Origin of the sequence: Gordonia westfalica (genome assembly GCF_900105725.1) — a bacterium.
Taxonomy (GTDB): Bacteria; Actinomycetota; Actinomycetes; order Mycobacteriales; family Mycobacteriaceae; genus Gordonia; species Gordonia westfalica.
Genome location: NZ_FNLM01000034.1, coordinates 3,487,363 through 3,511,819, shown reverse-complemented (window position 1 = coordinate 3,511,819; position 24,457 = coordinate 3,487,363). Strand labels below are relative to the sequence as shown.

Here is a 24,457-nt window from a genome sequence, read left to right as displayed (position 1 = left end):
GGTGTCGGTGACATAAAAGTGCCCTCTGAGCTGGGATGATTGGTGGTGTTGAGACACAAAACATCCCAGCTCAGAAGGCACTTTCAGTGAAAGTATCACACAGCTTCTCGGCCACGTCCGCACTCTTTGACGACGACAATCTCGTGTCGCATGCCGGGCTGGTACCGGTGATGGAATTGGCGCGCTCGACCGGGGTGGCCGCGCTGCTGGCCAAACGGGTCGATCTGGGCACCACCCGGGTCGCCTCAGCCGGAGCCAACTTGGAAGCGAAACTGCTGACCGTGATCGCCGGGTTATGTTGCGGCGCGGACAGTATCGACGACCTCGGCATCGTCCGCAGCGGCGGGCACCGACGCTTGTTCGACCGCGTGTACGCCCCGGCCACGATCGGACAAACCCTGCGTGAGTTCACTCCCGGGCATGCCCGACAACTCAACGCCGTGATGACCCGCTCCCTGCCGGCGATGTGCGCCCGGGCAGGGTTGTTGCCCACTAACGGTGCCCGAGTGTTCGTCGATATCGATTCCCTGCTGCGTCCGGTCTATGGCTATCAGAAGACCGGCGCCTCCTACGGACACGCCAAGATCGCCGGACGTGAACTGCTGCGTCGGGGTCTGTCGCCGCTGATCGCCACCCTCAGCGCACCCGAGTACCCACCGGTGATCGCTAACGCCTGGCTGCGCGCCGGCCGCGCCGCCTCCGGTGCCGGGGCCGCAACGATGATCGCGCAAACCATCGCCACCGCCCGGCGTTGCGGGGCCGCCGGTGAGATCACCGTGCGCGCTGATGCGGCCTACGGATCAGCTGAGGTGATGGCTACCTGCCAACGCCTGGGAGCCACGTTCTCGCTGGTCCTACGGACCAACACCGCGATCACCCGCGCGATCTCAGCCATCGGCGAGGATGCCTGGACCCCAGTGGTCTATCCCGGGGCGGTCACCGACCCCGACACCGGCGCGTTGATCTCTGATGCCGAAATCGCCGAAACCACCTACACGGTCAGACCACTCTCGTCACACCCGATCACCGCCCGACTCATCGTGCGGCGAGTCAAAGCACACCACCCTGCCGACACCGACACCCTGATGCCGGCATGGCGGTATCACTCGTTTTTCACCAACACCACCGACGACACCATCACCGCCGACATCAATCACCGCGCCCACGCCGTCATCGAGACCGTGTTCGCCGACCTCATCGACGGACCACTGGCCCATCTACCCTCCGGCGTCTTCGGCGCCAACGCCGCCTGGCTGGCCCTGACCGCCATCAGCCACAACCTCATGCGCACCCTCGCCGCGCTCACCAGCTCGGCCAGACTGCGCGCCGCGCGCGGAGCGACACTACGACGCACCCTGGTCGCCGTACCCGCCCGACTGGCCCGACCAGCACGAACACCCATCCTGCACCTACCCCGACACTGGCCCTGGCACCACGCATTCACCACCCTGTGGACCGCGGTGAACACCCCCTGACCCCACCCCAACACATCCACCCACCACCAGGAACCCCTGTGAAAAAGCTGACAAAGATCAGCGAATACCCCACGCCCACAACCTGATCAACCACAGAAGCAGCCCAAACTACACCTCCCGACAACCCGTCCACGGATCCAGGCTCAGGGGCGAGGGGGTACTCGTCGTTGCCGCTCTTCGCACCTCAGGGTCCGGGGGAGGGCTCATCGGCGCCGGGTTCAGATCGGGGAGATCGACCGTCGCTTGCCGGGTACCCGGGGTTCACGGCGCCCACCCGAACCGTTCGACGCCGACCGGGCGAGTGCGTCGGCCAGCAGTGCGCGCGTCTGGCTGGGGAACACCACGTCGTCGATACCGAAGCCCTGCGCGGCGCGGACCGGGTCGACCGCCTCGCGAAGCGACGCGATCACCTCTGTCCGCCGCTGTTCGGGGTCGTCGGCGGCAGCGATGTCGCGCCGGTAGGCGATGTCGACGGCGCTCTCGATGGGCATGGCGCAGATCTCGGCCGTCGGCCAGGCCAGGACGAGGTCCGCGTCGATGCTGCGGCCGCCGCCCATCGCGACGTAGGCCGCGCCGTACGCCTTTCGCATCACGACGATGTACCGCGGCACGGTGGCGATGGCGAGCTCGTAGGCGAGACGTCCACTGCGCCTGCCCAACTGGGAGGCCTCGGCATCGGAACCGATGAGGAAGCCGGGCAGGTCGACGAGGAGCAGGAGCGGCAGACCGAAGGCATCGCAGACCGCGATGAAGTGTGCGGCCTTCTCGCAGGCCGGACTGTCCAGGGCCCCACCGAGATGCAGCGACTGGTTGGCGACGACGCCCATCGCATGCCCGTCGACACGGATGAAGCTGGTCACGATGTTGGGTGCCGCCGCGGCGCGGATCTCGAAGACCGAATCCTGGTCGGCCAGTGCGTCGAGCACGTCGCGGACATCGTAGGCGCGCCGCATCGAGGTCGGGACGATCTCGTCGATCCGATCCGCGGTCGACGGGATCCGGCCGGAGCCGCGCGGCCCGAAGCCCTCGGCGTGAGACGGTAGGTAACTGAGGTAGGCGCGTACGGCGTCGATGCCCTCTTCTTCGTCGTCGGCAGCGAGATCTGCTGTTCCGTAGCCGGTCTGGACGTCGGCTCCGCCGATCTCCTCGTTGGTGAGCTCCTCGCCGGTTCCCGCGCGCACGAACGGGGCCGAGGACATGCCCATGGTGGAGATCTCCCGGACCATCACCACGAAGTCGCACAGTGCGGCGAGGTTGGTGGCGAGGCCGAATCCGGGTCCGAGCATCACCGCCACCGTGGGTACGAGCCCGGAGAGGTCGACGAGCCGCTGCAGCATCGGTGACCCGACCGCCGCGAGTCGCGAGTCGAGCCCCTCCTGAATCCGGTGCCCGCCACCGTCGCACAGCAGGACGAGCGGAATACGGTCGCGCAACGCGCGCTCGACGCACCGCTCGATCTTGGACATCCCCACCGCGCCGTTGCTGCCGCCGAGCACCGTGAAGTCGAACGCCGCGATGGCCGCGGGCCGTCCGTCGATCGTGCCCACGCCGGTGACGACGCCGTCTCCCGGAGCGTGCGCACCGTCGGGGGAGTCGGGTATGGCGAGAGCGCCGAACTCGATGAAAGACGCACCCCCGGTGAGCATCCGCACGCGTTCCCGGGCCGTGTACCGGCCGCGCCGGTGTTGCCGATCGACCTCGACGGGGCGGGCGTCGTCGAGGACGGCGGCGTGCGCGGCACGAACGCGTTCGAAGACGTCCCCGGTCGCGCTGTCGGCGGACGCGGGGCCGGGGGCGATGATGTCGGCGGTCATGTGGGTCGGCTCCTCGTGGTTTCCGCGCCGACGGCGACGTGCGTCGTCAGTCGCGGGACTCGTCGGCGCGCGACTTCTCGACGGCCATCGCGCGCTGTTCGCGGCGGTGCCGGCGGACTTCGCGGCTGAGATCTGTGGTGATTTGGCGGGCAGCCCATTTCAGGGCGTCGACGTCCTTGGGCAGGGTTGTCTGTTCATAGCCGGTGAGAAGGTAGAGCGCCCAGCTCGCGTACCGGTGGGCGATGACCCGGTCGTCAAGGAGTTCGAGCACCGCATCGAACACGACGTCGTAGCGGGCGCGGTCGGCGTCCTCCTGGACCCTGCGCACGGCGGGATCGATCGCGGACCAGGTGCGGATCGCCGATTCGGCACCGTGCGGCAGAGCCAGGCCGTACTCGATGAGGCCGTCGATCCGTTGTTGCGGGTCGGGCTCGAACCGGGCTGCCGACATCTCGCTCTCGGTCCGCGACGTGTACCAGTGCTCGATGAGTTGTGAGGTGTAGTCGGACCAGTTTTTGAAGAAGTGATAAAACGACCCGGTGGTGACCCCGAGCCGCTTGCACACCTCGGCGAGCTTCAACGACCCGTAGCCCGAATCGGCGAGCACTGTCAGTCCCGTCTCCAGATACGCTTCCCGCGTTGCAGTGGCTGCCATGCCGCAACCGTATCGAAAGCGGGTGGACCAGGGGCGCGAGGAACGTGACCGGTGCCCGGCGTCGTGGGCCCGGCCGCGGTCGCGGGTCGGGAGCGCCGTCACGGCGTGGCCGTCTCGGTGATGCGGGAATCCGGGCGCGCGAAGAGTCCGTCGCCGACGATGCCCTGCGCCGTCGCGACCACCACGCCGACCGGCGCGTCGTCGTTGTGCCACCACTCCGGTGCCCAGTTGAGGGCACCGATGACCATCATGCGTGCGACGCGGACGTCGACCGACGGGCTGATGGACCCGTCGGCGACGGCGTCGGCGAGCAGGTCGCGCCAGACCGCGTGATAGGCCTCGCTGTCGGCCTGCAACGACTCCCTGATCGGCGCCGGCACGTGACCGAGATTGCGGGTGACCGCGGTGGCGAACTCGGACAGCTCCAGTTCGATGCGCAGGTGCGCGTCGATCGCGATCATGATGCGGTCGCGGCTCGACGTGTGGGGCGGGCTCGCCTCGAGCGCCGCCGTGACGTGCTGACGGACGCGGCGCTGGCCTTCCCGCAGGACCTGCGTCACCAGGTCGTCCCGGGAGGAGAAGTAGTGGTACACCCCCGGCGCATGCACGCCGGCGCGACGGGCGATGTCCGACAGGCGAGTCGCGGCATAACCGCGCTCGCTGAGGACCTGCGCCGCCGAGACGAGTATCCGCTCCCGGGTGCCCAATGTCGATCTGTCCAGTGTCGATGTGTCCGGTGCCGACGGGTCCGGGACCGGTGTCCCCGGGACCTCTGACGGACCCGGCGGGGTCTGGGACGCGGGTGTCCTGGTCATGGCATCGTGTACCCGCCGGACACCGAGAACATCTGGCCTGTCACCTGCCGGGCGGCGCGTTCGGAGGACAACCAGACCACGGAGTTCGCGACGTCCTCGGCGGTCGTCAGGCGCCGCAGCGGAGTGCCCTTGGTCATGAACTCGGTCTGCTTGTCGTCGAAGACGGTTCCGGCGCCGCCGGCCCACAGGCTCTTCGCGCCGACGGCTTCGGGGCCTTTCGGCACGACCAGTCCGGGACAGACGATGTTGGAGCGGATGCCCTTACGGCCGAACTCTTTTGCGGTCGTCCGGGCGAGCGCGACGACAGCTGCCTTGGTGGCGCCGTACACCGCCTGCCGGATCTGACCGAAGGCCGCGTCGCTGGAGACGAAGACGATCGATCCGCTGCCGTTCGCGGACATCGGTTCCAGCGCCGCCTGGGTGGTCGCGATGGAGGAGTACAGGTTCACCTCGACGAGCCGCTGCCAGCGGTCCCGGTCGGTGTCCTCGGTCAGGAAACCGGGGACGCTCCATCCCGCGTTGTTGACCAGGCAGTCCAGCCCGCCCCAGGCATCGACAGCGGCGGCGACGGCCTGCTCGGGGGCGTCGGGCTCGGTCAGGTCGGCGATCGCGAGCCGCACCTCGGCGGCACCCGCGGCAGTGGCCTCGGCCGCGACCTTCTCGGCCTGCTCGCCGTCGATGTCACTCAGGACGATGCGCGCGCCCTCGCGTGCGAATCCGTGCACGATTCCCCGGCCGATGTTCGACGCGCCCCCGGTGACGAGTACGCGTGCGTCGGCGAGACCAAGATCCATCATGTGTCCTCTCGCTGCGTCGACGACCGTGCGGCCGCGGCGGCCGGCTGCGACGCAGAATAATTTAGGTTTCATTCGAAAAACAAGCTTTCGGCGATATTGCCGTTCCGCCTCGGAGACCGGCCGAAAACGGTTGCCCGTCATCCAGTTTTAATCTATCTTCAATTCAACTCAGTCGTCCAGCGAATCGGAGTCGTGTTGAGAGTCGTGCGTGATGTCGAAGAACTCGTCGAGGGTGAGGAGCGGGAGGTGACCGGCCTGCTGGCCGGCCGCCGTGCGGTCGTCACCGGCGCGGGGCAGGGCATCGGACTGGCCATCGCCCGGGAACTGTCGCGCCACGGCGCGGTGGTGGCACTGGCAGACCTCGACGAGGCCCGGGCCACGACCGCCGCCGCAGCGCTCCCCGGTGACTCATTCGGCGTGGGGTGCGACGTGACGTCACCGGACGACGTGCGCGGCGCCGTCGACGTCGTGGTGAAGCAGTGGGGCGGCGTCGACATCTGGGTCAACAACGCCGGCGTCACCAGGGACGCCTCGCTGCGCCGGATGACCGTCGAGGACTTCGACCTCGTCATCGGCGTCCATCTGCGCGGCACCTGGCTCGGGGTGAAGGAGGCCTCCGCGATCATGCGCGACAACGGCGGCGGCTCGATCGTCAACATCTCGTCCATGTCGGGCAAGATCGGCAATCCGGGCCAGACCAACTACAGCGCCGCCAAGGCGGGGATCGTCGGACTGACCAAGGCGGCGGCCAAGGAACTCGCCCACCACGGCGTGCGCGTGAACGCTGTACAGCCCGGCCTGATCAAGACCCCGATGACAGCCGCGATGTCGGCCGAGGCATTCGCCGCCACGGAGGCCACGATCCCGATGAAGCGCGCCGGGGAACCCGAGGAGGTCGCCGGGGCCGTCGTCTTCCTTGCCTCGGATCTGTCGAGTTACGTCACCGGATCGGTGATCGAGGTCGGCGGGGGGCGAGGGATGTGAGCGTCGTCGACGTCGCGATCTCCGACGGGATCGGGTATGCCACGCTGAACCGGCCGCAACAGATGAATGCGGTCACCACCGAACTCGGTCGTGAACTCGCCGAGGCGATCGGCGCGCTGGGCGACAACGCCGACGTCAACGTGATCGTCATCCGCGGCGCAGGTGGGAACTTCTGCGCCGGAGGCGATTTCGCCGAGGTCGAACGGCTTCGCGCGGACGGCCCCGACGCCCTGCGCCCGCTGTTCGAGAACTTCCGGGGCGCGTGCGGCGCCGTGTCGACCTGCCCGGTACCGGTCGTGGCGCTCGTCGAGGGCGTCGCGATGGCCGGCGGATTCGAGCTGATGCAGGCGGCCGACGTCGTACTCGTCAGCGATGACGCCCGGATCTCCGACAACCACATCCGGTTCGGGCAGATCCCGGGCGGCGGGAGCACGCAGCGTCTCCCGCGACTCGTGGGCCGTCAGCAGGCTCTGGGCCTGCTCCTCAGCGGCGACCGCCTGTCCGGGCTGGACGCGCAGCGCCTCGGACTTGCCTACCGCAGCTGGCCCGCGGCGGAATTCAACAGCGAAGCAGCCGCTTTCGTCTCGAAGCTGGCCGGCCGCGACCGGTCGGCGGTCACGAAGATCAAGAGCCTCGTCCACCAGGGGCTGTCGGGATCGCTCGACGACGGCCTCGACCTGGAGCTGGACGCGGTGGTCGGTCATATCAGTGGCGACGCCGGGAGCAACGGTGTCGCGACCTTCGCTACGAGGAGGCAGTAGGACATGTCAGATGGAGCTCAACCTGTGGTGCTGTGTTCGATCACCGATGACGGGATCGGCCGGATTCGGCTGAACCGGCCCGACGCGGCGAACGGTATGGACACGGAGTTGCTGCGCGCGCTCAACGACGCGGTGCTGACCTGTCACGGCGACGCCCGGGTCAAGGTCGTCGTCCTCACCGGCGAGGGCAAGAACTTCTGTGCCGGTGGCGATGTCAAGACCTTCGCGTCCAAGGGAGACGCACTGCCGGACTATCTGCGCGAGGCCACCGCGTGGCTGCAGATCGCCACGGCGTCACTGCTGCGGCTCAAGTGCCCGGTCATCGTCGGTGTCCAGGGATTCGCCGCCGGCGGTGGCGGACTGGGCCTTCTGTGTGCGGCGGACTTCGTGGTCGCGGCCCGGTCGGCGCGCATCTTCTCCGGCGCGGTACGCGTCGGGATGGCCCCTGACGGCGGCGCGACGGTGACGCTCGCGCAGATCGTCGGAGTTCGCAAGGCCCTCGAGATCCTGCTGACGAATCCGACGCTGACCGCAGCGGAGGCACACGAGATCGGACTGGTCAGCGAGGTCGTCGACGACGCCGAACTCGACACGCGGGTCACGGAACTCGCGACGACGTTCACCACACTGCCGCCGCTGGCCGTCGCCGCCACCAAGCGGCTCGTCTGGGACGGGATCGGTTCACCCATCGAGTCACGCCTCGGCGAGGAGGCCCGGGTCGTGTCGGCATTGTCGGGCACCGCGGACTCGCTGGAGGGGCTCGCCGCGGTCATCGAACGCCGGACACCGAAGTTCGTCGGCGCATGAGCACCGACGCGACACCGGAGCCCGTGCTGGTCGCCGACCACGGCGCGGTTCGGGTCATCACCCTGAACAGGCCGGAACGACGCAACGCCATCGACCTGCCCCTCCGGTACGCACTGGCCGAAGCACTCGAGGCGGCCGCCGACGACAACTCGGTACGCGCGATCGTCCTCACCGGTGCGGGCGGAGTCTTCTGCTCGGGCGGTGACGTCTCGACCATGAAGCGGATGCCCGCCGAGGAGTCACGGCCGCGGGCGCAGGCCGCGCAACGCGTGATCCGCGCGATCTGGGCGACCGGCAAGCCGGTCGTGGCCGCGGTCGCGGGCGCGGCCTACGGCGCAGGTGCATCGCTCGCGCTCGCGTGCGACCGCGTGATCGCCGAGGAGGGCACCCGCTTCTCGACGGCCTTCACCGGCGTCGGGCTGGCCGGTGACATGGGGATCTTCGCCAGCCTGCCGGCGCGCGTCGGTGCGCCGCGGGCCCGTCAGCTCTTGCTCATGCCGCAGGTCATCGAGGCCGCCGACGGGCTGACGATCGGCCTGATCGACCGGCTCGTCCCGGCCGGTCGTTCACTCGACGAGGCACTCGCCGACGCCACGACACTCGCGGCCGGACCCGGACAGGCCTACGCCACGATCAAGTCGATGCTCGCGCAGGCGGGTGGGCTGACCCCGGACGTCCTCGACCGAGAGGTGGAACACCAGGTTCGGCTGTTCGACAGCGAGGACTTCGCCGAGGGCGTGAGCGCATTCGGCGAGAAGCGTCGCCCCGTGTTCAGCGCGGCAGCCGGATCGATCGTCCACGAGAACGGATAACGGGAGGCATCATGAGTTCGGTCGACGCGCCCACGGGTGCACTTACGACGTCATCGCGACCGGCGGACACCACGGTCCCGCTGATCGACATCACCATCGGAGGTCTCCTCACCCAACGCGCCGCCGAACGACCGGATGCCCCGGCGCTGGTGGGCACCAGGCACGGGACCGGCGAACGGGTTCGGCTCACCTATGCCGAGTTGCTCGACGAGGCCTCGCGGGTCGCCACGGCGATCGCGGCCTCGACCCGGCCGGGATCGTTCGTCGCGCTCTGGGCGCCGAACGTCGTCGAATGGCCCATCATCGAATACGGTGCGGCGCTGGCGGGTGTGGTCCTCGTGGCGATCAATCCCGCGCTGCAGCGCGACGAACTCGACTACGCCCTCACCCACTCGCGAAGTGCAGTGCTCATCCATGCTGACCGAGCAGGTGACCGGGACATGGCCGCAGTCGTCGCCGAGGTCGCGGGTGCCCACCCCGACCTCGTGACGATCAGCCTGAGCGAGACCGGCCGCTGGTCCGCACCGGCCGCCGACCCGGACGTCCTCGCCGCGGCTCCCACCGACCCGACCGCAGCGGCGATGTTGCAGTACACCTCCGGCACCACCGGAAATCCCAAAGGGGTTCTGCTGTCGCATCGTTCGATGGTGAACGTGGCGAAGTTGACGATGGAGGCGGTCGAGGCCCGGCCCGGCGCCGTGGCGATCAACCCGTTGCCCATGTTCCACACCGCAGCCTGTGTGATCGGCACCCTCGGACCGTTGTGGCTCGGCGGGACGGAGATCCTCGTCGAGAAGTTCGCCCCGGGTGAGGTCCTCGAGGTCGCCCGGTCCGCCGACGCGTCGATCCTCTTCTACGTCCCCGCGATACTGGGAGCACTCCTGGCGGCCCAAACGGCATCGGACGCCCCCGCACCGCACTTCGAGATCGTCATGGGCGGTGCCTCCAATGTTCCCGCGACGATGATCGAGGCCGCGGAGTCGACCTTCGGGGCGAGTGTCATCAACCTGTTCGGGCAGACCGAACTCGCGCCGGTGCTGAGCGCGACTCGGCCCGGCGACCGCCGCGATGACCAGCTGCACACCGTCGGTCGTCCACTCCCGCAGGTGGATTGCAAGATCGTCGACCCGCTCACCGGCGAGATCCAGCCGATCGGCGTAGAGGGCGAGATCTGCGCGCGCGGGTACCAGCAGCTCATCTGCTATCTCCACGACCCGGCGGCGACCGCCGCGACCGTGGACGCCGACGGCTTCGTCCACACCGGCGACCTGGGGACCATGGACGAGCGCGGCTACCTGAAGGTGACCGGCCGCCTGAAAGAGATCATCATCCGCGGCGGCGAGAACATCGCGCCCGTCGCGGTCGAGCAGATCCTGCTCGAACATCCGGCCGTCGAGTCGGCCACCGTGGTCGGGCTCCCCGACGAGCGGCTCGGCGAGATCGTCGCCGCCGTACTCGTCCTGACGGACTCGCCGGCAACGGATCTCGGAGCGCAGCTCGCCGAGTTCGCCGCCGAGCGGATGGCGCGGCACCAGGTTCCCTCGCGGTGGTTCGTCACCGACACGCTGCCACTCACACCGACCGGCAAGATCCGGAAGTTCCGGGTGCGCGAGGCGATCGCCGACGGGCGACTGACGGAATTGGAGGCGACGCGATGAGGAGGACCGGGTATGAGGAGCGTTGACGATCGCAGGCACGATCTGCGCAAGCGTTTCGAGGTCTGGACGCCCCGCACGCTCGACGGGTGGCTGGACGACTGCGCCGAACGGTACGGGGACAGACCGCTGGTCATCACCGACGACGTCGTCCTCACCTATGCGGAAGTCGCCCGACAGTCGCGGATCCTGGCCGACGGCCTGGTGTCGCTGGGAGTCCGCCCGGGCGACCGGGTCGGCATGCTCATGGCCAACTACCCGGAGTTCGTCGCGTTCAAATTCGCGATCGCCCGCACCGGCGCCATCGCGATCCCGTTCAACTACCTGTACCGCACCGACGAGCTGGGTTACGTCCTCGAGCAATCGGAATGTTCGGTCCTGCTGACGATGACCGGCTTCGGCGGCCTCGACTACCTGGCCATGCTCGATGTCATCGCACCCGATTGGGACCGCGGTGCCCCGTGGAAGCATCTGCGGAACGTGATCACGCTGTCCACCGACGGCCGGCTCCGAGACGGCGCCCTGACGCTCGACGGTCTCGTCGAGCTCGGACGCGCGAACCCCGGCGTGGCGTCGGGTGCCGTCCACGCACCGACCGACATCGGCGACATGCTCTACACCTCGGGGAGCACCGGCAGTCCCAAGGGCGTGACGGTCACCCACGACGCCGTACTGCGCACGGGGTATGCCTCGGCGCTGACGCGTGCCTACGACGACGGCAGGCGAATCCTGTTCTCCCTGCCGTGTTATCACATGTTCGGGTACGTCGAGGGAATCCTCTCGGCGATGGTCGTCGGTGGCGCGGTCATCCTGCAGACATCGTTCTCGGCAGAGGGGTATCTGGCGGGGATCGAACGTCACCGGGCCGACGACGTCCTCTGCGTGCCGACGATGGCCGTCGCCATGGTGGAGTCGCCGACACGTGACAGCCACGACCTGTCCTCGCTGAGTGCCATCCTCTGTGGGTCGGCGCCCGCACCGATCTGGTTGTGGGAACAGGTCGAAGGCGTGTTCGGGGTCAGCGAGATCGTCACCGGTTACGGGATGACCGAGTGCGGTGGGGCGATGACGCTCACCCGACCGGAGGACGAACTGATCCTCACCTCGACCACCGTGGGACGGCCGAAGATGGCCGGCGCCGCGGGCGTTCCGGGTACCGACGAGCTGTGTGTCTACTCGACGATCGATCCCGCGACCGGCGAGGCGCTGCCACCCGGTGATGTCGGCGAGCTCGTCTCCCACGGGCCGACCACCATGATCGGCTACTGGAACAAGCCCGCGGAGACGGCGGCGGCGCTCGGCACCGATGGATTGCTCCGCTCGGGAGACCTGGGCCGGGTCCGTCCGGACGGCTACCTCGAGGTCACCGGCCGTAGCAAGGAGCTCTACAAGAGCGGCGGAGAACTGGTGATGCCCAAGGAGATCGAGGACATCGTCGGTGCATTGGATGCGGTCAGCCAGGTGTTCGCGGTCGGTGTCGTAGACGACCGGTGGGGCGAGATCGGTGCCCTCGTCGTCGTGCGTGCACCGGGCCATGACATCACCGCGGCCGAGATCCTCGAGCACTGCCGTGAACGACTCGCCAGGTTCAAGGTCCCCAAACGCGTCGAATTCCTCGATGTGACAGCCCTTCCCACCACACCCACCGGAAAGATCCAGAAGTTCCGGCTCGTCGAGATGGTCTCGAAGAGCATTTCCGGAACCTCCTCCGCACCAGAACCCGACCACGAAAGGAGCTCCTCATGACCTCGCTTGCACCCAGCGGGCCTGACATGAAGAGTGTCGTCGACCGCCTGATCCGCCCTGATCAGGTGCATGGTTCGATCTACACCGATCCTGCGATCTTCGCCGAGGAGCTGAAGAAGATCTGGTTCACCACATGGGTTTTCATCGGGCATGAGAGCGAGGTCCCCGAGCCCAACGACTACGTCCGCAAGCGACTCGCGACCCAGGACGTCATCATGACCCGCGACCGCGAGGGCGAGGTGCACCTGCTGATCAACCGCTGTGCGCACCGCGGGCTCCAGGTCTGCGACGACTCCAGCGGCAACTCGAGCTCCTTCCGCTGCCCGTACCACGGGTGGACGTACCGCAACACCGGAGAGCTGCTCGGCTACCCGTACAACAAGGGATACGGCGGCAAGGGAAAGCTCGAACTCGGCATGGGCAAGGTGCCGCGCGTCGCGTCGTACCGGGGATTCGTCTTCGGGTCGATGGCCGAGGACGGACCCACTCTTCTCGAACACCTCGGTGCCGCGGCCGGTGAGATCGACCGGCTGGCCGGGTTGTCGCCGCACGGCGAGGTGGCGCTCGACGCCGGATGGCTCGCGCACAAGACCCGCTCGAACTGGAAGTTTCTCGCGGAGAACGAGACCGACGGCTACCACCCGCAGTTCGTGCACGGATCGATCTTCGGGGTGACTGGCAGTCCGATCGGTGCGCTCTACAGCGACGCCTCCACGGCCGTGACCCGCGCGCTGGGCAACGGGCACAGCGAGAACGATCTGCGGCCCGAGTTCCGCGACTTCGCCGAGCCGATGCGGTGGTTCGGGACGACGCCCGAGCGGGTGCCGAACTACGTGGCCGCGATGAACGAGGCCTACGGGGACGACGCGCAGCGCCGGATGATCGAGGGTGCGCCGCACGTCATGATCTTCCCGAACCTGTTCATCGCCGAGATCCAGGTGTTCAACATCCAGCCCGTGGCCGTCGGGGAGTGCATCCAGTACGCGACCGCGGTCCAGCTGCGCGGCGGCGAGGAACTGAACCGCCGCATGATCTCCCAGTCGATCGGATCGGTCGGTCCGGCCGGCATGTTGCTCGCCGACGACACCGAGATGTACGAGCGCAATCAACGCGGCGTCGAGATGCTCGACCCCGAGTGGCTCGATGTACGACGCGGTCTGCAGCGCGAGAGCGTCGACGAGAACGGCTTCACGATCGGAGCCGCCACCGACGAGACCGGCATGCGGGGCTTCTGGAAGCACTACCGCACTCTGATGGAGGCATGAGATGACGACGAGTCCGGCGACCAGATCCGAATACGTCGACGGCGGAGGACAATTGGGTCCTGTTCCGGACGGCTGGTCCTACGGGGAGATCGCGCAGTTCCTCTACCGCGAGGCGCGCCTGGCCGACGAGAACGACTACGACGGCTGGGAGGCGCTGTGGACCGACGACGCGCTGTACTGGGTTCCCTCCGGTGGCGCCGACGTCGACCCCCGTACCAACGTGGCCGTCATCTACGACAACCGCAGCCGGATCTCCACCCGCATGAAACAGGTGAAGACCGGCAAACGGTACGCGCAGGCGCCGCCGTCGGATCTGCGCCGCATCCTCGGCAACATCGAACTCCTCGGTGGTCGGGAAAATACGCTGGGCACAATCGATGTCGAGGTCGGCGCCAACTTCCTCGCCTACGAATCACGTCAGCGGGAGAACCAGCTCTGGGGCGGGCGGACCACCTACCGGTTGCGTCGTGTCGACGGTGAGATCCGGCTGGCCTACAAGAAGGTCGTCCTGGTGGACAGCGACAAGCCCATCCCGACGCTGGCCTTCCTGATCTGACCCGCCCGCGTTCCAGCCGATTGCGCGTTCCAGCCCATCCGTGTCCCAGGAGGAACTGTCATGTCCATGGAGATGAACGACCGCGGCCCACATGACATCCCGGGCATCGGCCCGGTGGTGGGCAGCGAGTTCGCCGAGGTGTCGGTCAACATCGATTCACAAGGCAACTCCCAGCGCCTGCGTCTCGAAGACCTGCGGACGGGCCGGGTGCGGTATCTCGACGCACTCGAGATCGAGACGATCATCTGGCTCGACGAGGGTCACCTGACCACACTTCTCGATCCGTCATCGGATCGCTGGCGGGACCGCAGCTGAGGAAGTGATCAGACACAAGCGAGTAGCGGCCGGCGTGCCGTGGATACAGGAGTTCACATGAGACGCGTGGCCATCGTCGCGCCGGTACGTACCGGTGTCGGCGCATTCGGCGGGACACTACGCCCCGTGCCCGCACACGACCTCGCCGCATCGGTGCTGAAGTCGCTGGTCGAGCGGTCGTCGATCGACCCGGCCCGTATCGACGACGTGTGTATCGCCCAGTCGTACGCCAATTCCGAGGCGCCCTGCATCGGACGCTGGGCGGCATTGCACGCCGGGCTGCCGGTGGAGGTTCCCGGTTTTCAGATCGACCGGCGGTGCGGCGGCGGCCTGCAGGCGGTGATCACCGCGTCGATGATGGTCCAGACGGGTGCCGCCGACGTCGTGGTGGCCGGCGGTGTGGAATCCATGAGCAACATCGAGCACTACACCACCACCGCACGGTGGGGCTCCCGCTCGGGCAATCAGGTCCTGTACGACCGTCTCGATCGGGGTCGTGAACGCTCCCAACCGGAATGGCGGTTCGGGGCGATCAGCGGGATGATCGAGACCGCCGAGAACCTGGCGGAGCGTTACGGGATAGTCCGCGAGGAGTCGGATGCGTTCGCACTCCGCAGTCAGCGTCGTGCGGCGGCCGCCTGGGAGTCCGGCCGCTTCGACGACGAGGTGGTCCCGGTCGAGGTTCCGCAGCGCCGAGGAGACCCCCTGGTGTTCGCCGACGACGAGGGGATCCGCGGCGATTCGACTGCCGAGAGCCTCGCACGGCTGCGGCCGATCATGCGCGACGGAACAGTGACAGCGGGCAACGCGGCACAGCAGAACGACGCGGCCGCAGCCTGTCTCGTCGTCGCCGAGGACAAACTGGACGAACTCGGGCTGACCCCGGCGGGATGGTTCGAGGGCTGGGCGGCCGCCGGGTGTGAGCCGTCGATGATGGGGATCGGGCCGGTCGCCGCCGTGCGCCGGCTCTTCGAGCGCACCGGACTCACGTTCGACGACCTCGATCTCCTCGAGATCAACGAGGCCTTCGCCGTTCAGGTGCTCGCGGTGCTGAAATGCTGGGGTGTCGGGCTCGACGAGGTCGAGGACCGGCTCAACGTGAACGGTTCGGGAATCTCGCTCGGCCACCCGATCGGCGCGACGGGCGTCCGGATCCTGACCACCCTTCTGCACGAACTGAACCGACGTGAGGGTTCCGTCGCGGTCGAGACGATGTGTATCGGCGGCGGCCAGGGTATCGCGGCGGCATTCCGGGGAGTCCACTCATGAGCGAACCAGACAAGAACCACGGGGGCATGAGCCACGGGGGCATGATCCACTCGATCCTCGGATATGCCACGTACATCCCGACCTGGCGGGTGGACCCGGCCGGCAGCGGCCGCGCGGCCCGTGTCGTCGCCTCGTTCGACGAGGACGCCGTCACCATGGCGGTGGCCGCGGGTCGCCGGGCACTCATCGGCGACCTGCGTCAGGTGCCCTCGACGGTGTTCGTCACGAGCGCCCCCGCCTATCTGGACAAGACCAACGCGACCATCGTCCACGCGGCGCTCGGACTCGACCGGAGGAGTGCGGCCCACGATGCCATCGGCACCACCCGATCGACCATGGCCGCGGTGCGATCGGCGTTGCGTTCCGGCGGTCTGCTCACCGCGGCGGATGTCCGCACCGGACAACCGGGTTCGGCCGACGAACGCGGCGGCGCGGACGCGGCGGCGGCGATTCTCGTGGGTCTGCCGACGGAGCGCACCCCAGCCCTCGCCGAGGTTCTCGCAGAGGCCTCGGTGACCGAGGAGGTGCTCGATCGCTGGCGCCCGCCGACCGCCCCGTGGGGGTCGACCTGGGAGGAGCGCTTCGGCTTCGAACACTACGCACGGATGATCCGCGAGGTCGCGGCGCGAACACTCGACGACGCCGGCCTGGCGCAAGCCGATCACGTCGTCGTGGTCAGCGGGAACACGGCCGTGACCAAGCGGGCGGCCACCCTGGTCAAGGGGCCGTCTCCACCGGGGGTTCGCCGGTCGGCTTCACCGGTGCGGCCGACCCACTGATCGCGCTGGGCGCTGTCCTCGATGTCGCCGGCCCGGGGGAGAGCATCCTGCTGCTCGCCGCGGCCGACGGGGTCGATGCCCTGCTGGTTCGCACGACCGGTGCCCTGCCCTCCCGCCGCCAGGCGATCCCGCTCGTCGAGCAACTCGCCGACCGGCAGGTGGTGCCCTATCCGAGGTACCTCTCCTGGCGAGGACTCCTGGAGTTCGAACCACCGCGACGCCCGGAACCCGACCGGGCGGCCGCCCCGCCGTCGGCGCGGTCCCGCGACTGGAAGTTCGGTCTCACCGGGTCGCGCTGTGACGCCTGCGGATTCCTGCATCTCCCGCCCGGTTCCGTGTGCCGGGAGTGCGGGTCCGTCGGTGAATCGAGTCCGGTGTCCGTAGCCGGTCTCACCGGCCGGATCGCCACCTACACCGTGGACCATCTGGCCTACTCGCCCTCGCCGCCGGTCGTCGACGCGGTGGTGGACTTCGAGGCCGGACGCGGAGCGGACTTCACCGGGGCGGCCGGACGACGTTCGAGGTCGCCGATGCGCAGCCGGATCTCCTCGAGGTCGGCGCGCCCGTCGAGCTCACCTTCCGGCGTCTGAACAGCGCCGGCGGTGTGCACAACTACTTCTGGAAGGCTCGGCAGATCCGGCCGGCCCAGAGCACCACACCCCTGGGGGAGGACCACTGATGGCATCGCATGGGATCTCGGACAAGGTCGCGATCGTGGCGATGGGTTGCACCCGCTTCGGTGAGCTGTGGGAGACCTCGACCGAGGACATGTTGGTCGACGCGACGCAACAGGCACTCACCGGCACGTCGCTCGCCATCGCCGACATCGACGCCTACTGGCTGGGCACCCTGGGCTCGGGGCAGTCGGGTCTGACCCTGAGCCGTGCTCTCGGCACCGACCACAAGCCCGTGACCCGCGTCGAGAACTACTGTGCGACAGGGTCGGAGGCGTTCCGCAATGCGTGTTACGCGGTTGCGTCCGGAGCGTACGACCGGGTGATGGCCGTAGGTGTGGAGAAACTCAAGGACTCGGGATTCTCCGGCCTCCTGCGAGGGGACCCGCCCGGCGACGGCACCGCGCCGGAGCTGTCGGTGACCGCACCCGCCGCGTTCTCCATGCTCGATCCGGCCTATTGCGCCAAGTACGGCGTCGAACCCGGTCTCATGCGGGATTCGATGACGCACGTCGCCTGGAAGAACCACGTCAACGGTGCCCGGAACCCGCGCGCACAGTTCCGGTCCGAGGTGTCGAAGGAGAAGATCGCGAAAGCGCCCAAGGTCGCGGGGCGGCTGGGTGTCTTCGACTGCTCGGGTGTGTCCGACGGCGCGGCGTGCGCCGTCATCGTCCGGGCCGAGGACGCCTACGAATACACCGACCGGCCCGTCTTCGTGAAGGCGCTGGCGCTGGCGGCAGGCCCCGGCCGTGGTGCCATGGACCCCGGATACGACTTCACCAGTTTCCCCGAGGTCGTCCGATCCGCACGCGAGGCCTACGCACAGGCCGGCATCTCCGACCCGCGCGCCGCCGTGTCCCTGGCCGAGGTGCACGACTGTTTCACGCCCACCGAGATCGTCCTGATGGAGGACCTCGGATTCTCCTCGCCCGGACAGGCCTGGAAAGACGTGCTGGCCGGGGAGTTCGACGCGGACGGCACCCTGCCGGTCAACATCGACGGCGGGCTCAAGTCGTTCGGTCATCCGGTCGGTGCCAGCGGTCTCCGCATGCTCTTCGAAGCCTGGCTCCAGTTGCGCGGTGAGGCCGGGGATCGACAGTTGACCGACCCGCACACCGCCCTCACCCACAACCTCGGCGGCCGGCCCGGGGCGTGCGTCTCGTTCGTCTCCATCGTCGGCCGGGAGCGCGGGTGAAGCACGTGCCGACATCTTGCGCAGCTTCGATTTTATGTTAAATTAAAACCATGGATTCAGGGCTGGCGGATGCGCGCACGGGGATCATGAGGTCCCTGTACGCCGCTCTGGCGGAGGGTGATTCGTCCCGCGTCGGCGAACTCCTCGATCCCGCCTTCGTCGGCAGGGTCACACCCGGAATGCCGTTGGGTCTCGGTGGCGAGTATGTCGGCGCGGAGTCGATGCAACGTGACTTCTGGTGGCGGCTCGGTTCGGCCTTTCGTGTTCACGCGGAACCGGACGCCTTTCACCCGCTCGACAACGACCGGGTCCAGGTCCACGGGCGTTATCGGGGAACCGCCCGGGCGACCGGGCGCACCGTCGATGCGCAGTTCATCCACACGGTCACCTTCGCCGGTGAGCGGATCTCCCGCCTCGACCAGCTGACCGATTCCGCAGCCTGGCAGGCGGCGCTCGACGGATCATGCGTCGCGACGCCACCGTATCCGGGGCCCGCGATCGGTGATCTCGAAACGATCGACTACTCGGTGGCAGACGGGGTGGCACAGGTCATCCTCGACCGGCCCGACGCCCGCAACGCCATCGACCTGCGGCTGGCCGAGGAGATCTTGGCGGTGGCACGGGCAATCGCCGCCGACGCCCGGGTCCGTGCCGTGCTCATCGCCGGAAACGGGCCAGCCCTGACCGTCGGCGGCGACATCGCGTACTTCGACTCCGCGCCGCCGGAGGCGCTCGGCGCACTGACCGCCCGGATGACCGAGCCTTTCCACCAGGCGTTCCGCATCCTCGACCGCATCGACGCCCCGATCGTCACGGCCGCTCATGGTGCCGTCGCCGGCGGCGGCCTGGGCTTCGTCTACATCGCTGACATCGTGATCGCCGCCCAAGGGTCGGTGTTCACGACCGCCTTCAGTGGGATCGGACTGTCCGGCGACGGAGGCGGCACGTGGCACCTGCCGCGGCTGGTCGGCGAGGCGCGCGCTCGTCGCATGTACCTGGAGAACCTGCGGGTCGACGCGGCTCGCGCGGAGAGCTGGGGACTGGTCTCCGAGGTGGTCCCGGACGCAGAAGTACGTCAACGGGCGCTCGCGACAGCCACCCGGCTCGCCGCCGGCCCCACCCGGGCGTTCGGGCGTCAGCGTGCGCTGCTCCGCGATTCGTGGGACTCCACCCTCTCCGAGCAACTCCGCGCGGAGACCGACGCACTCGCCGTCACCGGTGCCACGCATGACGCACAGAATGCGGTTGCGGCCTTCCGCGCCGGGACCCGACCCACCTTCGAAGGCAGGTAACACGTGTCCGGACTGATCATCGACTCCGACGAGCACCGCGCGATTCGCGAAAGCGTCCGCGGGATCGCGAAACGCTATGGCGGGCAGTACTTCCTCGACCGCGCTCGCAGCAATGGGCACATCGACGAACTCTGGGAGACCTCGGCGACGCAGGGCTGCTCGGTGTTCATCTGCCCGAGGAGTACGGCGGCGGTGGGGGAGGGATGGCCGAGGCGGTCGTCGTCGTCGAGGAGCTCTCCGCCCACGGGATGCCGCTGCTCATCTGGGTCATCTCGCCGGCGATCTGTGGCAGCATCCTCGCCGACCACGGCAGCGAGGAGATGAAACGGGAGTGGCTCCCGGCCCTCGCCGACGGTTCCCGCAAGATGGCCTTCGGCCTGACCGAACCCGATGCCGGGTCGAACAGCCACGACATCAAGACCACCGCGCGCCGCGATGGCGACGACTGGGTCATCTCGGGGCAGAAGTACTACATCTCGGCCATCGACCAGAGTGACGCCGTGTTGCTGATCGCGCGGGACGCCGACCACACGACAGCCGACCGCAAGGCGTTGTCGATCTTCGTGATCCCCACGGACACACCCGGACTCACCTTCACACAGATCCCGACGTCGATCGTCTCGCCCGACAAGCAGTTCATGGTGTTCCTCGACGAGGTGCGCGTCGGACCCGAAGCCCTGGTCGGCACGGCGGGTAGCGGCATGCGGCAGGTCTTCAGCGGACTCAACCCGGAGCGGATTCTGGTCGGCGCCATCTGCGGCGGCATCGGCCGCTACGCAGTGGACCGCGCCACCGACTACGCGCGCACGCGCACCGTGTGGTCGGCACCCATCGGTGGCCACCAGGGCGTCGCCCACCCACTGGCCGAGTCCCATATCGACGTGGAGGTCTCACGCTTGGCGACCAAGCATGCGGCCGAACTCGCCGATCAGGAATCCGACGCCGTCGGCGAGGCCGCCAACATCGCGAAATTCGCGGCGTCCGAGGCCGCTCTGCGGGCGCTCGACCAGGCCATCCAGACCCACGGCGGCAACGGGCTCTCCGAGGAGTACGGCCTGTCGGACCTGTGGTTCGTCACGCGTTTGATGCGCACGGCGCCGGTCAGCCGGGAGATGGTCCTCAACTTCGTCGCTCAGACCTCGCTCGGCCTGCCGCGCTCGTACTGAGGTCGCCGGTGAATCAGGCACCACACCCCACACCACCACGGCACCAACGCATCACGGAGGCAGAATGACAACCACTCACGACTACGACGCGATCGTCATCGGCGCGGGTGCCGGCGGTCTGTTCACCGCGGCTCGCCTGGCACACAGGGGATATCGGACCCTCGTCGTCGAGCGACTCGACAAGGTGGGCGGGCGCGCCTCCACCACCGAGATCGACGGTTTCAAGGTGAACGACGGCGCCATCGTCATCGAAGTGGGTGGCATCACCCAGCAGACGTGCGAAGAGGTGGGCGCCAAGTTCGAGATCCGGGAGCCGTCGCCGCCGATCCTCTACCGCATCGGCGGCAAGGACGTCGACGTCACGGGTGGCGGCTGGGGCTTCCTGCTCGGAAAACTCACCCGCCAGGGTGCAAAACTAGTCAAGGGCATCGGTGCCGCACGCAACGATTCGGGACTGCCCGAAGATGAACTGTCCACCGCGGACTGGGTGCGCAAGTACACCAAGAACGAAGGGGTACACGGCATCTTCCGCAACATGTGTGCGTCGGTGTTCGCGGTCGGCTCGGAAGAGCTGCCGGCGCGCGTGTTCCTCACCTACTTCACTCGCAAGAGCGCCTTCAAGCGATTCGGCTTCCACCCGGACGGGACCATCGGCCTGTGGGATGCGCTCGCCGAGGCATTCGTCGGACACGGTGGGGATCTGTGGTTGTCGAGTGAGGTGGAGCAGATACATGTCGAGGGCGGCGCGGTCACGGGGGTGACCCTCACCCGCGCGGGCAACCGGCAGACCGTCACCGCGCCGATCGTGGTGAGCGACATCGGCCCGTTCGCGACACTGGATCTGGCCGGACGCGACGCCTTCGACGACGAGTACGTGGCTCTCGTCGAGCAGCGAAACCGTCCGTGCGCCATGATCGCGGTGAACTTCGCGAGCGAGGAGCCGCTGATCGAGGCGCCGGGCATGCTCAGCTTCGCCCAGACCTCCCGTCTGGCCTATCTCGCGAACTTCACCGGGACCTGCCCGGAGATGGCACCACCCGGTTGGCACCTGTACGTCGGCACGTCCGTACCGGAACCGGCGATCGGGGATTTCGACGAGGCCGCCGAGACGGCGCTGCTCTTCCAGGAGCTGCGCGACAACATCGACGGCTTCGACGAGAAGGCCCGCGTTCTGAGCACGACGATCACCCGCGACGGCTGGCCCCGCAGCGTGCCGTCGCCGGGTTCGACCTGCCCCACACCACCGAAGTCACCGGATTGTGGAATGTCGGGGATGCGGTGAAGGAGTACGCCAACGGCGGTACCACGGCGTGTGCCGAGACCGCGCAACTCGTCGTCGACGAGATCGCGTCCGCTTTCCCGCGGGCATGACACAAACACTCGGACCGGCAACGGTCCCGGACATGAAAGGTGGGTGACGGCATGAAGGTCACCGTCGATTTCGGAAAATGCACCGGCCTCGGAATCTGTGAGTCCCTCGCTCCGGACTTCTTCGAGGTGAACGACAGCGGCGAACTCGTTCTGCTCAAGGAGGACATCGACCCCGATGAACTGCAGGCCGTCGAGGAAGCCGTCGCCGGCTGCCCGACCGAGGCGCTGCGCATCGTGAACGACTGACCACGACCCACAGAACGGAATCCTGAGTCCCTCATGGCCATTGGAAGAATTGTCGTCGTCGGCGCCTCCCTCGCCGGGTTGCGGGCCGTCGAAGCCGCACGTAAAGCCGGTTTCACGGGTTCGATCACGTTGATCGGGGCGGAGGACCACCTTCCCTACGATCGCCCGCCGCTGTCCAAGGCGTTTCTCGAACCCGGTGACGATGCCGTCGAGGCGCCCTACTTCCGGACCGAAGAACTGCTTCGTGACGAACTGGGTGTGACGCTCCGACTCGGGAGTCCGGCAACCGGACTCGACATCGAGAGTCGTGAGGTCATCGTCGGCGACGACCGGGTTCCCTACGACGCCCTGATCATCGCCACCGGATCGACGCCACGGATGATCCCGGGCACCGAGGAGGTGGCCGGGGTTCACTCCCTGCGGACTCTCGACGACGCGATCGCCGTACGCGAGGCACTGAGCGGGGGTGCCCGCACCGTGGTGATCGGGGCCGGCTTCATCGGTTCCGAGGTGGCCTCGGGAGCTCAGAAGCGCGGCGTCGAAGTGACCGTCGTCGAAGCGTTGCCCACACCGTTGGTGCGAGCGACCGGCGAGGCCATGGGCCAGGCCATCGCGTCTCTGCACGAACGCAACGGGACGGCACTGCGGTGCGGCACCGGCGTGGCGGCCATCGAGGGTGACGGACGGGTTGAACGAGTCGTCCTGGCCGACGGGACGGTGGTCGAGGCAGACCTCGTCGTCGTCGGGATCGGGGTCGTCCCGGCAGTCGCGTGGCTGGAGGGCAGCGGCGTCGAACTCGACAACGGTGTCGTCTGTGACGAGACCTTGTGGACCGGAGTTCCCGGCGTCTACGCCGCCGGCGACGTCGCCAACTGGTTCAACCCGGTACTCGGCGAGCGGCAACGCATGGAGAACTGGACCGCCGCGGCCGAGCAGGGTGCAGCCGCGGCGCGCAATGCGCTCGACCCTGCGAACGCGAAACCCTATGGGACAGTGCCGTATTTTTGGTCGGACTGGTATGACGTGCGGATCCAGTTCGTCGGCTCGCCCGATGCGGACGAGGTGGTGGTCGTCGACGGGGACCCGACGGGCGGGAACAGCGCCGATCGATGGGTGGCGCTCTACCGACGGGGTGATCGTCTGATCGGTGCACTGGCCGTCAACGGTCAGGCGGTCATCATGAAGTACCGGGTGATGATCGGGAAGGGCGCCGGTTGGGCCGACGCGCTCGAGTTCGCGGAGAAGAAGAGGACGAAGGCGAAGGCAGCAGCTCTGTAGAGCCTCCGTTTGTAATACCGCTGTCCGGGTTACTTCTGGGGCGCGATCGCGTCCCGCACGAAGGCCTGGGCGTTGGCGACGATCTTGTCGATGTTGCCGCGCCGGGGTGTCCACCATTCCGCCGCCCAGTTCAGAGATCCGAGAACGAGCATCTGCAGCATGTAGAGGTCGAGATCCTGCCTGATGGCGCCCTCTTCGTGAGCGGTGACGATCAGCGACTTCCACACCTTGCCGTACTTCGCCTCCTCGGCCGATGCGCGCTTGCTGATCTTGTCGGGCAGCTGCCCCGCGTTGCGGATGGATGCGGTGGTGTAGGCGGAGATCTCGAGCTCGTGCCGCAGGTGTGCCTCGACGGCGACGAGGATCTTCTCCAGCGGGTCGGTGCCGTCCGGGAGGGCGTCGAGAGCCGCGACGAGGTGCTGACGCATGTCGGCGAGACCGAACCACATCACTTCTTCGACGAGTGCGTCACGCGAGTCGAAGTAGTAGTAGATGGCCGGTGCCTGGAGTTCGGCGACCTCGGCGACATCGGTCAGGCGGAGTCCGGCGTACCCCTTGCGGCTCAGGACCTGCGCCGCGGCGTCGAGGATGCGCTCGCGGGTGCGTTCCGACTTCGGCGCACCGCCGCCCGCCCGGATCGTGCCGTTCTTGGTCGCTGCCGATGAGCGTGGATTACGTGGCGCCATTCTGCGGATTTTAATCTGTATTGCACACGCGCGAGCACCGGCAC

At 67.9% G+C, this 24,457-nt stretch carries 20 protein-coding genes and 3 pseudogenes; 18 read left to right on the top strand and 5 right to left on the bottom strand.

Annotation, left to right across the window (positions count from 1 at the left end; genetic code table 11):
- Nucleotides 1–86 precede the first annotated feature (86 nt).
- Nucleotides 87–1,475, top strand: a complete 1,389-nt coding sequence (locus BLU62_RS21615) for an IS1380 family transposase (RefSeq protein ID WP_084811849.1) — start codon at nt 87–89, stop codon at nt 1,473–1,475.
- Nucleotides 1,476–1,693: 218 nt separating this feature from the next.
- Here the strand turns inward: BLU62_RS21615 and BLU62_RS21610 are convergent, their stop codons facing one another.
- From BLU62_RS21610 to BLU62_RS21595, 4 genes are all read right to left on the bottom strand, one after another.
- A complete protein-coding gene (locus tag BLU62_RS21610; protein ID WP_074852013.1) occupies nt 1,694–3,289 on the bottom strand; it encodes an acyl-CoA carboxylase subunit beta in 1,596 nt (531 codons plus the stop codon).
- A 46-nt stretch (nt 3,290–3,335) separates the two neighbouring features.
- Nucleotides 3,336–3,944 carry a TetR/AcrR family transcriptional regulator gene (locus BLU62_RS21605; RefSeq protein ID WP_074852012.1) on the bottom strand — a complete coding sequence of 203 codons (609 nt, stop codon included), beginning with the start codon at nt 3,942–3,944 and terminating at the stop codon, nt 3,336–3,338.
- A 98-nt stretch (nt 3,945–4,042) separates the two neighbouring features.
- Entirely contained in the window at nt 4,043–4,759 is a 717-nt protein-coding gene (locus BLU62_RS21600; protein ID WP_084811848.1) for a TetR/AcrR family transcriptional regulator, read from the bottom strand.
- A complete protein-coding gene (locus tag BLU62_RS21595) occupies nt 4,756–5,553 on the bottom strand; it encodes an SDR family NAD(P)-dependent oxidoreductase (RefSeq protein WP_074853089.1) in 798 nt (265 codons plus the stop codon). Before BLU62_RS21595 ends, BLU62_RS21600 begins: the two co-directional genes overlap by 4 nt.
- 249 nt (nt 5,554–5,802) lie before the next feature.
- On the opposite strand from BLU62_RS21595, the gene fabG reads away from it, so the two are divergent.
- The 17 genes and pseudogenes from fabG (at nt 5,803) to BLU62_RS21510 (ending at nt 23,727) form a co-directional block, all read left to right on the top strand.
- The gene (gene fabG, locus BLU62_RS21590) at nt 5,803–6,540 is read left to right on the top strand and encodes a 3-oxoacyl-ACP reductase FabG (protein WP_074853088.1); all 738 of its coding nucleotides are present in this window, start codon (nt 5,803–5,805) and stop codon (nt 6,538–6,540) included.
- A complete protein-coding gene (locus tag BLU62_RS21585; protein ID WP_074852011.1) occupies nt 6,537–7,301 on the top strand; it encodes an enoyl-CoA hydratase/isomerase family protein in 765 nt (254 codons plus the stop codon). The genes fabG and BLU62_RS21585 overlap by 4 nt, the downstream gene beginning before the upstream one ends.
- 3 nt (nt 7,302–7,304) lie before the next feature.
- Nucleotides 7,305–8,108, top strand: coding sequence for an enoyl-CoA hydratase/isomerase family protein (locus BLU62_RS21580; RefSeq protein WP_074852010.1), 804 nt, complete (start codon nt 7,305–7,307; stop codon nt 8,106–8,108).
- On the top strand, nt 8,105–8,920 hold the full coding sequence (locus BLU62_RS21575; protein ID WP_074852009.1) for an enoyl-CoA hydratase-related protein: 816 nt from the start codon (nt 8,105–8,107) through the stop codon (nt 8,918–8,920). The genes BLU62_RS21580 and BLU62_RS21575 overlap by 4 nt, the downstream gene beginning before the upstream one ends.
- 11 nt (nt 8,921–8,931) lie before the next feature.
- A complete protein-coding gene (locus tag BLU62_RS21570) occupies nt 8,932–10,578 on the top strand; it encodes a class I adenylate-forming enzyme family protein (protein ID WP_074852008.1) in 1,647 nt (548 codons plus the stop codon).
- Between the two features lie 12 nt (nt 10,579–10,590).
- Complete coding sequence (locus BLU62_RS21565) at nt 10,591–12,321, top strand: class I adenylate-forming enzyme family protein (protein ID WP_074852007.1); 1,731 nt, start codon at nt 10,591–10,593, stop codon at nt 12,319–12,321.
- Nucleotides 12,318–13,586: an aromatic ring-hydroxylating oxygenase subunit alpha gene (locus tag BLU62_RS21560; RefSeq protein WP_074852006.1), complete on the top strand. Its 1,269-nt coding sequence runs from the start codon at nt 12,318–12,320 to the stop codon at nt 13,584–13,586. Before BLU62_RS21565 ends, BLU62_RS21560 begins: the two co-directional genes overlap by 4 nt.
- A gap of 1 nt (nt 13,587) precedes the next feature.
- Nucleotides 13,588–14,142, top strand: coding sequence for an aromatic-ring-hydroxylating dioxygenase subunit beta (locus BLU62_RS21555; RefSeq protein WP_074852005.1), 555 nt, complete (start codon nt 13,588–13,590; stop codon nt 14,140–14,142).
- Nucleotides 14,143–14,256: 114 nt separating this feature from the next.
- On the top strand, nt 14,257–14,457 hold the full coding sequence (locus BLU62_RS21550) for a hypothetical protein (RefSeq protein ID WP_309148657.1): 201 nt from the start codon (nt 14,257–14,259) through the stop codon (nt 14,455–14,457).
- Between the two features lie 57 nt (nt 14,458–14,514).
- Nucleotides 14,515–15,726, top strand: a complete 1,212-nt coding sequence (locus BLU62_RS21545) for an acetyl-CoA C-acetyltransferase (protein ID WP_074852003.1) — start codon at nt 14,515–14,517, stop codon at nt 15,724–15,726.
- 41 nt (nt 15,727–15,767) lie between these two features.
- A pseudogene (locus tag BLU62_RS21540) lies at nt 15,768–17,184 on the top strand (OB-fold domain-containing protein).
- Nucleotides 17,184–18,374 (top strand): acetyl-CoA acetyltransferase, encoded by a 1,191-nt coding sequence (locus tag BLU62_RS21535; protein WP_074852002.1) that lies wholly within the window; start codon nt 17,184–17,186, stop codon nt 18,372–18,374. Before BLU62_RS21540 ends, BLU62_RS21535 begins: the two are co-directional and overlap by 1 nt.
- A 50-nt stretch (nt 18,375–18,424) precedes the next feature.
- Nucleotides 18,425–19,666: an enoyl-CoA hydratase-related protein gene (locus BLU62_RS21530; RefSeq protein WP_074852001.1), complete on the top strand. Its 1,242-nt coding sequence runs from the start codon at nt 18,425–18,427 to the stop codon at nt 19,664–19,666.
- Between the two features lie 3 nt (nt 19,667–19,669).
- Nucleotides 19,670–20,832 (top strand): annotated as a pseudogene (locus tag BLU62_RS21525) (acyl-CoA dehydrogenase family protein).
- Nucleotides 20,833–20,896: 64 nt separating this feature from the next.
- A pseudogene (locus BLU62_RS21520) lies at nt 20,897–22,203 on the top strand (phytoene desaturase family protein).
- 51 nt (nt 22,204–22,254) lie between these two features.
- Nucleotides 22,255–22,449 carry a ferredoxin gene (locus tag BLU62_RS21515; protein WP_055476729.1) on the top strand — a complete coding sequence of 65 codons (195 nt, stop codon included), beginning with the start codon at nt 22,255–22,257 and terminating at the stop codon, nt 22,447–22,449.
- A 33-nt stretch (nt 22,450–22,482) separates the two neighbouring features.
- Complete coding sequence (locus BLU62_RS21510) at nt 22,483–23,727, top strand: NAD(P)/FAD-dependent oxidoreductase (protein WP_074852000.1); 1,245 nt, start codon at nt 22,483–22,485, stop codon at nt 23,725–23,727.
- 29 nt (nt 23,728–23,756) lie between these two features.
- Here the strand turns inward: BLU62_RS21510 and BLU62_RS21505 are convergent, their stop codons facing one another.
- Entirely contained in the window at nt 23,757–24,413 is a 657-nt protein-coding gene (locus BLU62_RS21505; protein WP_084811847.1) for a TetR/AcrR family transcriptional regulator, read from the bottom strand.
- Nucleotides 24,414–24,457: the final 44 nt, after the last annotated feature.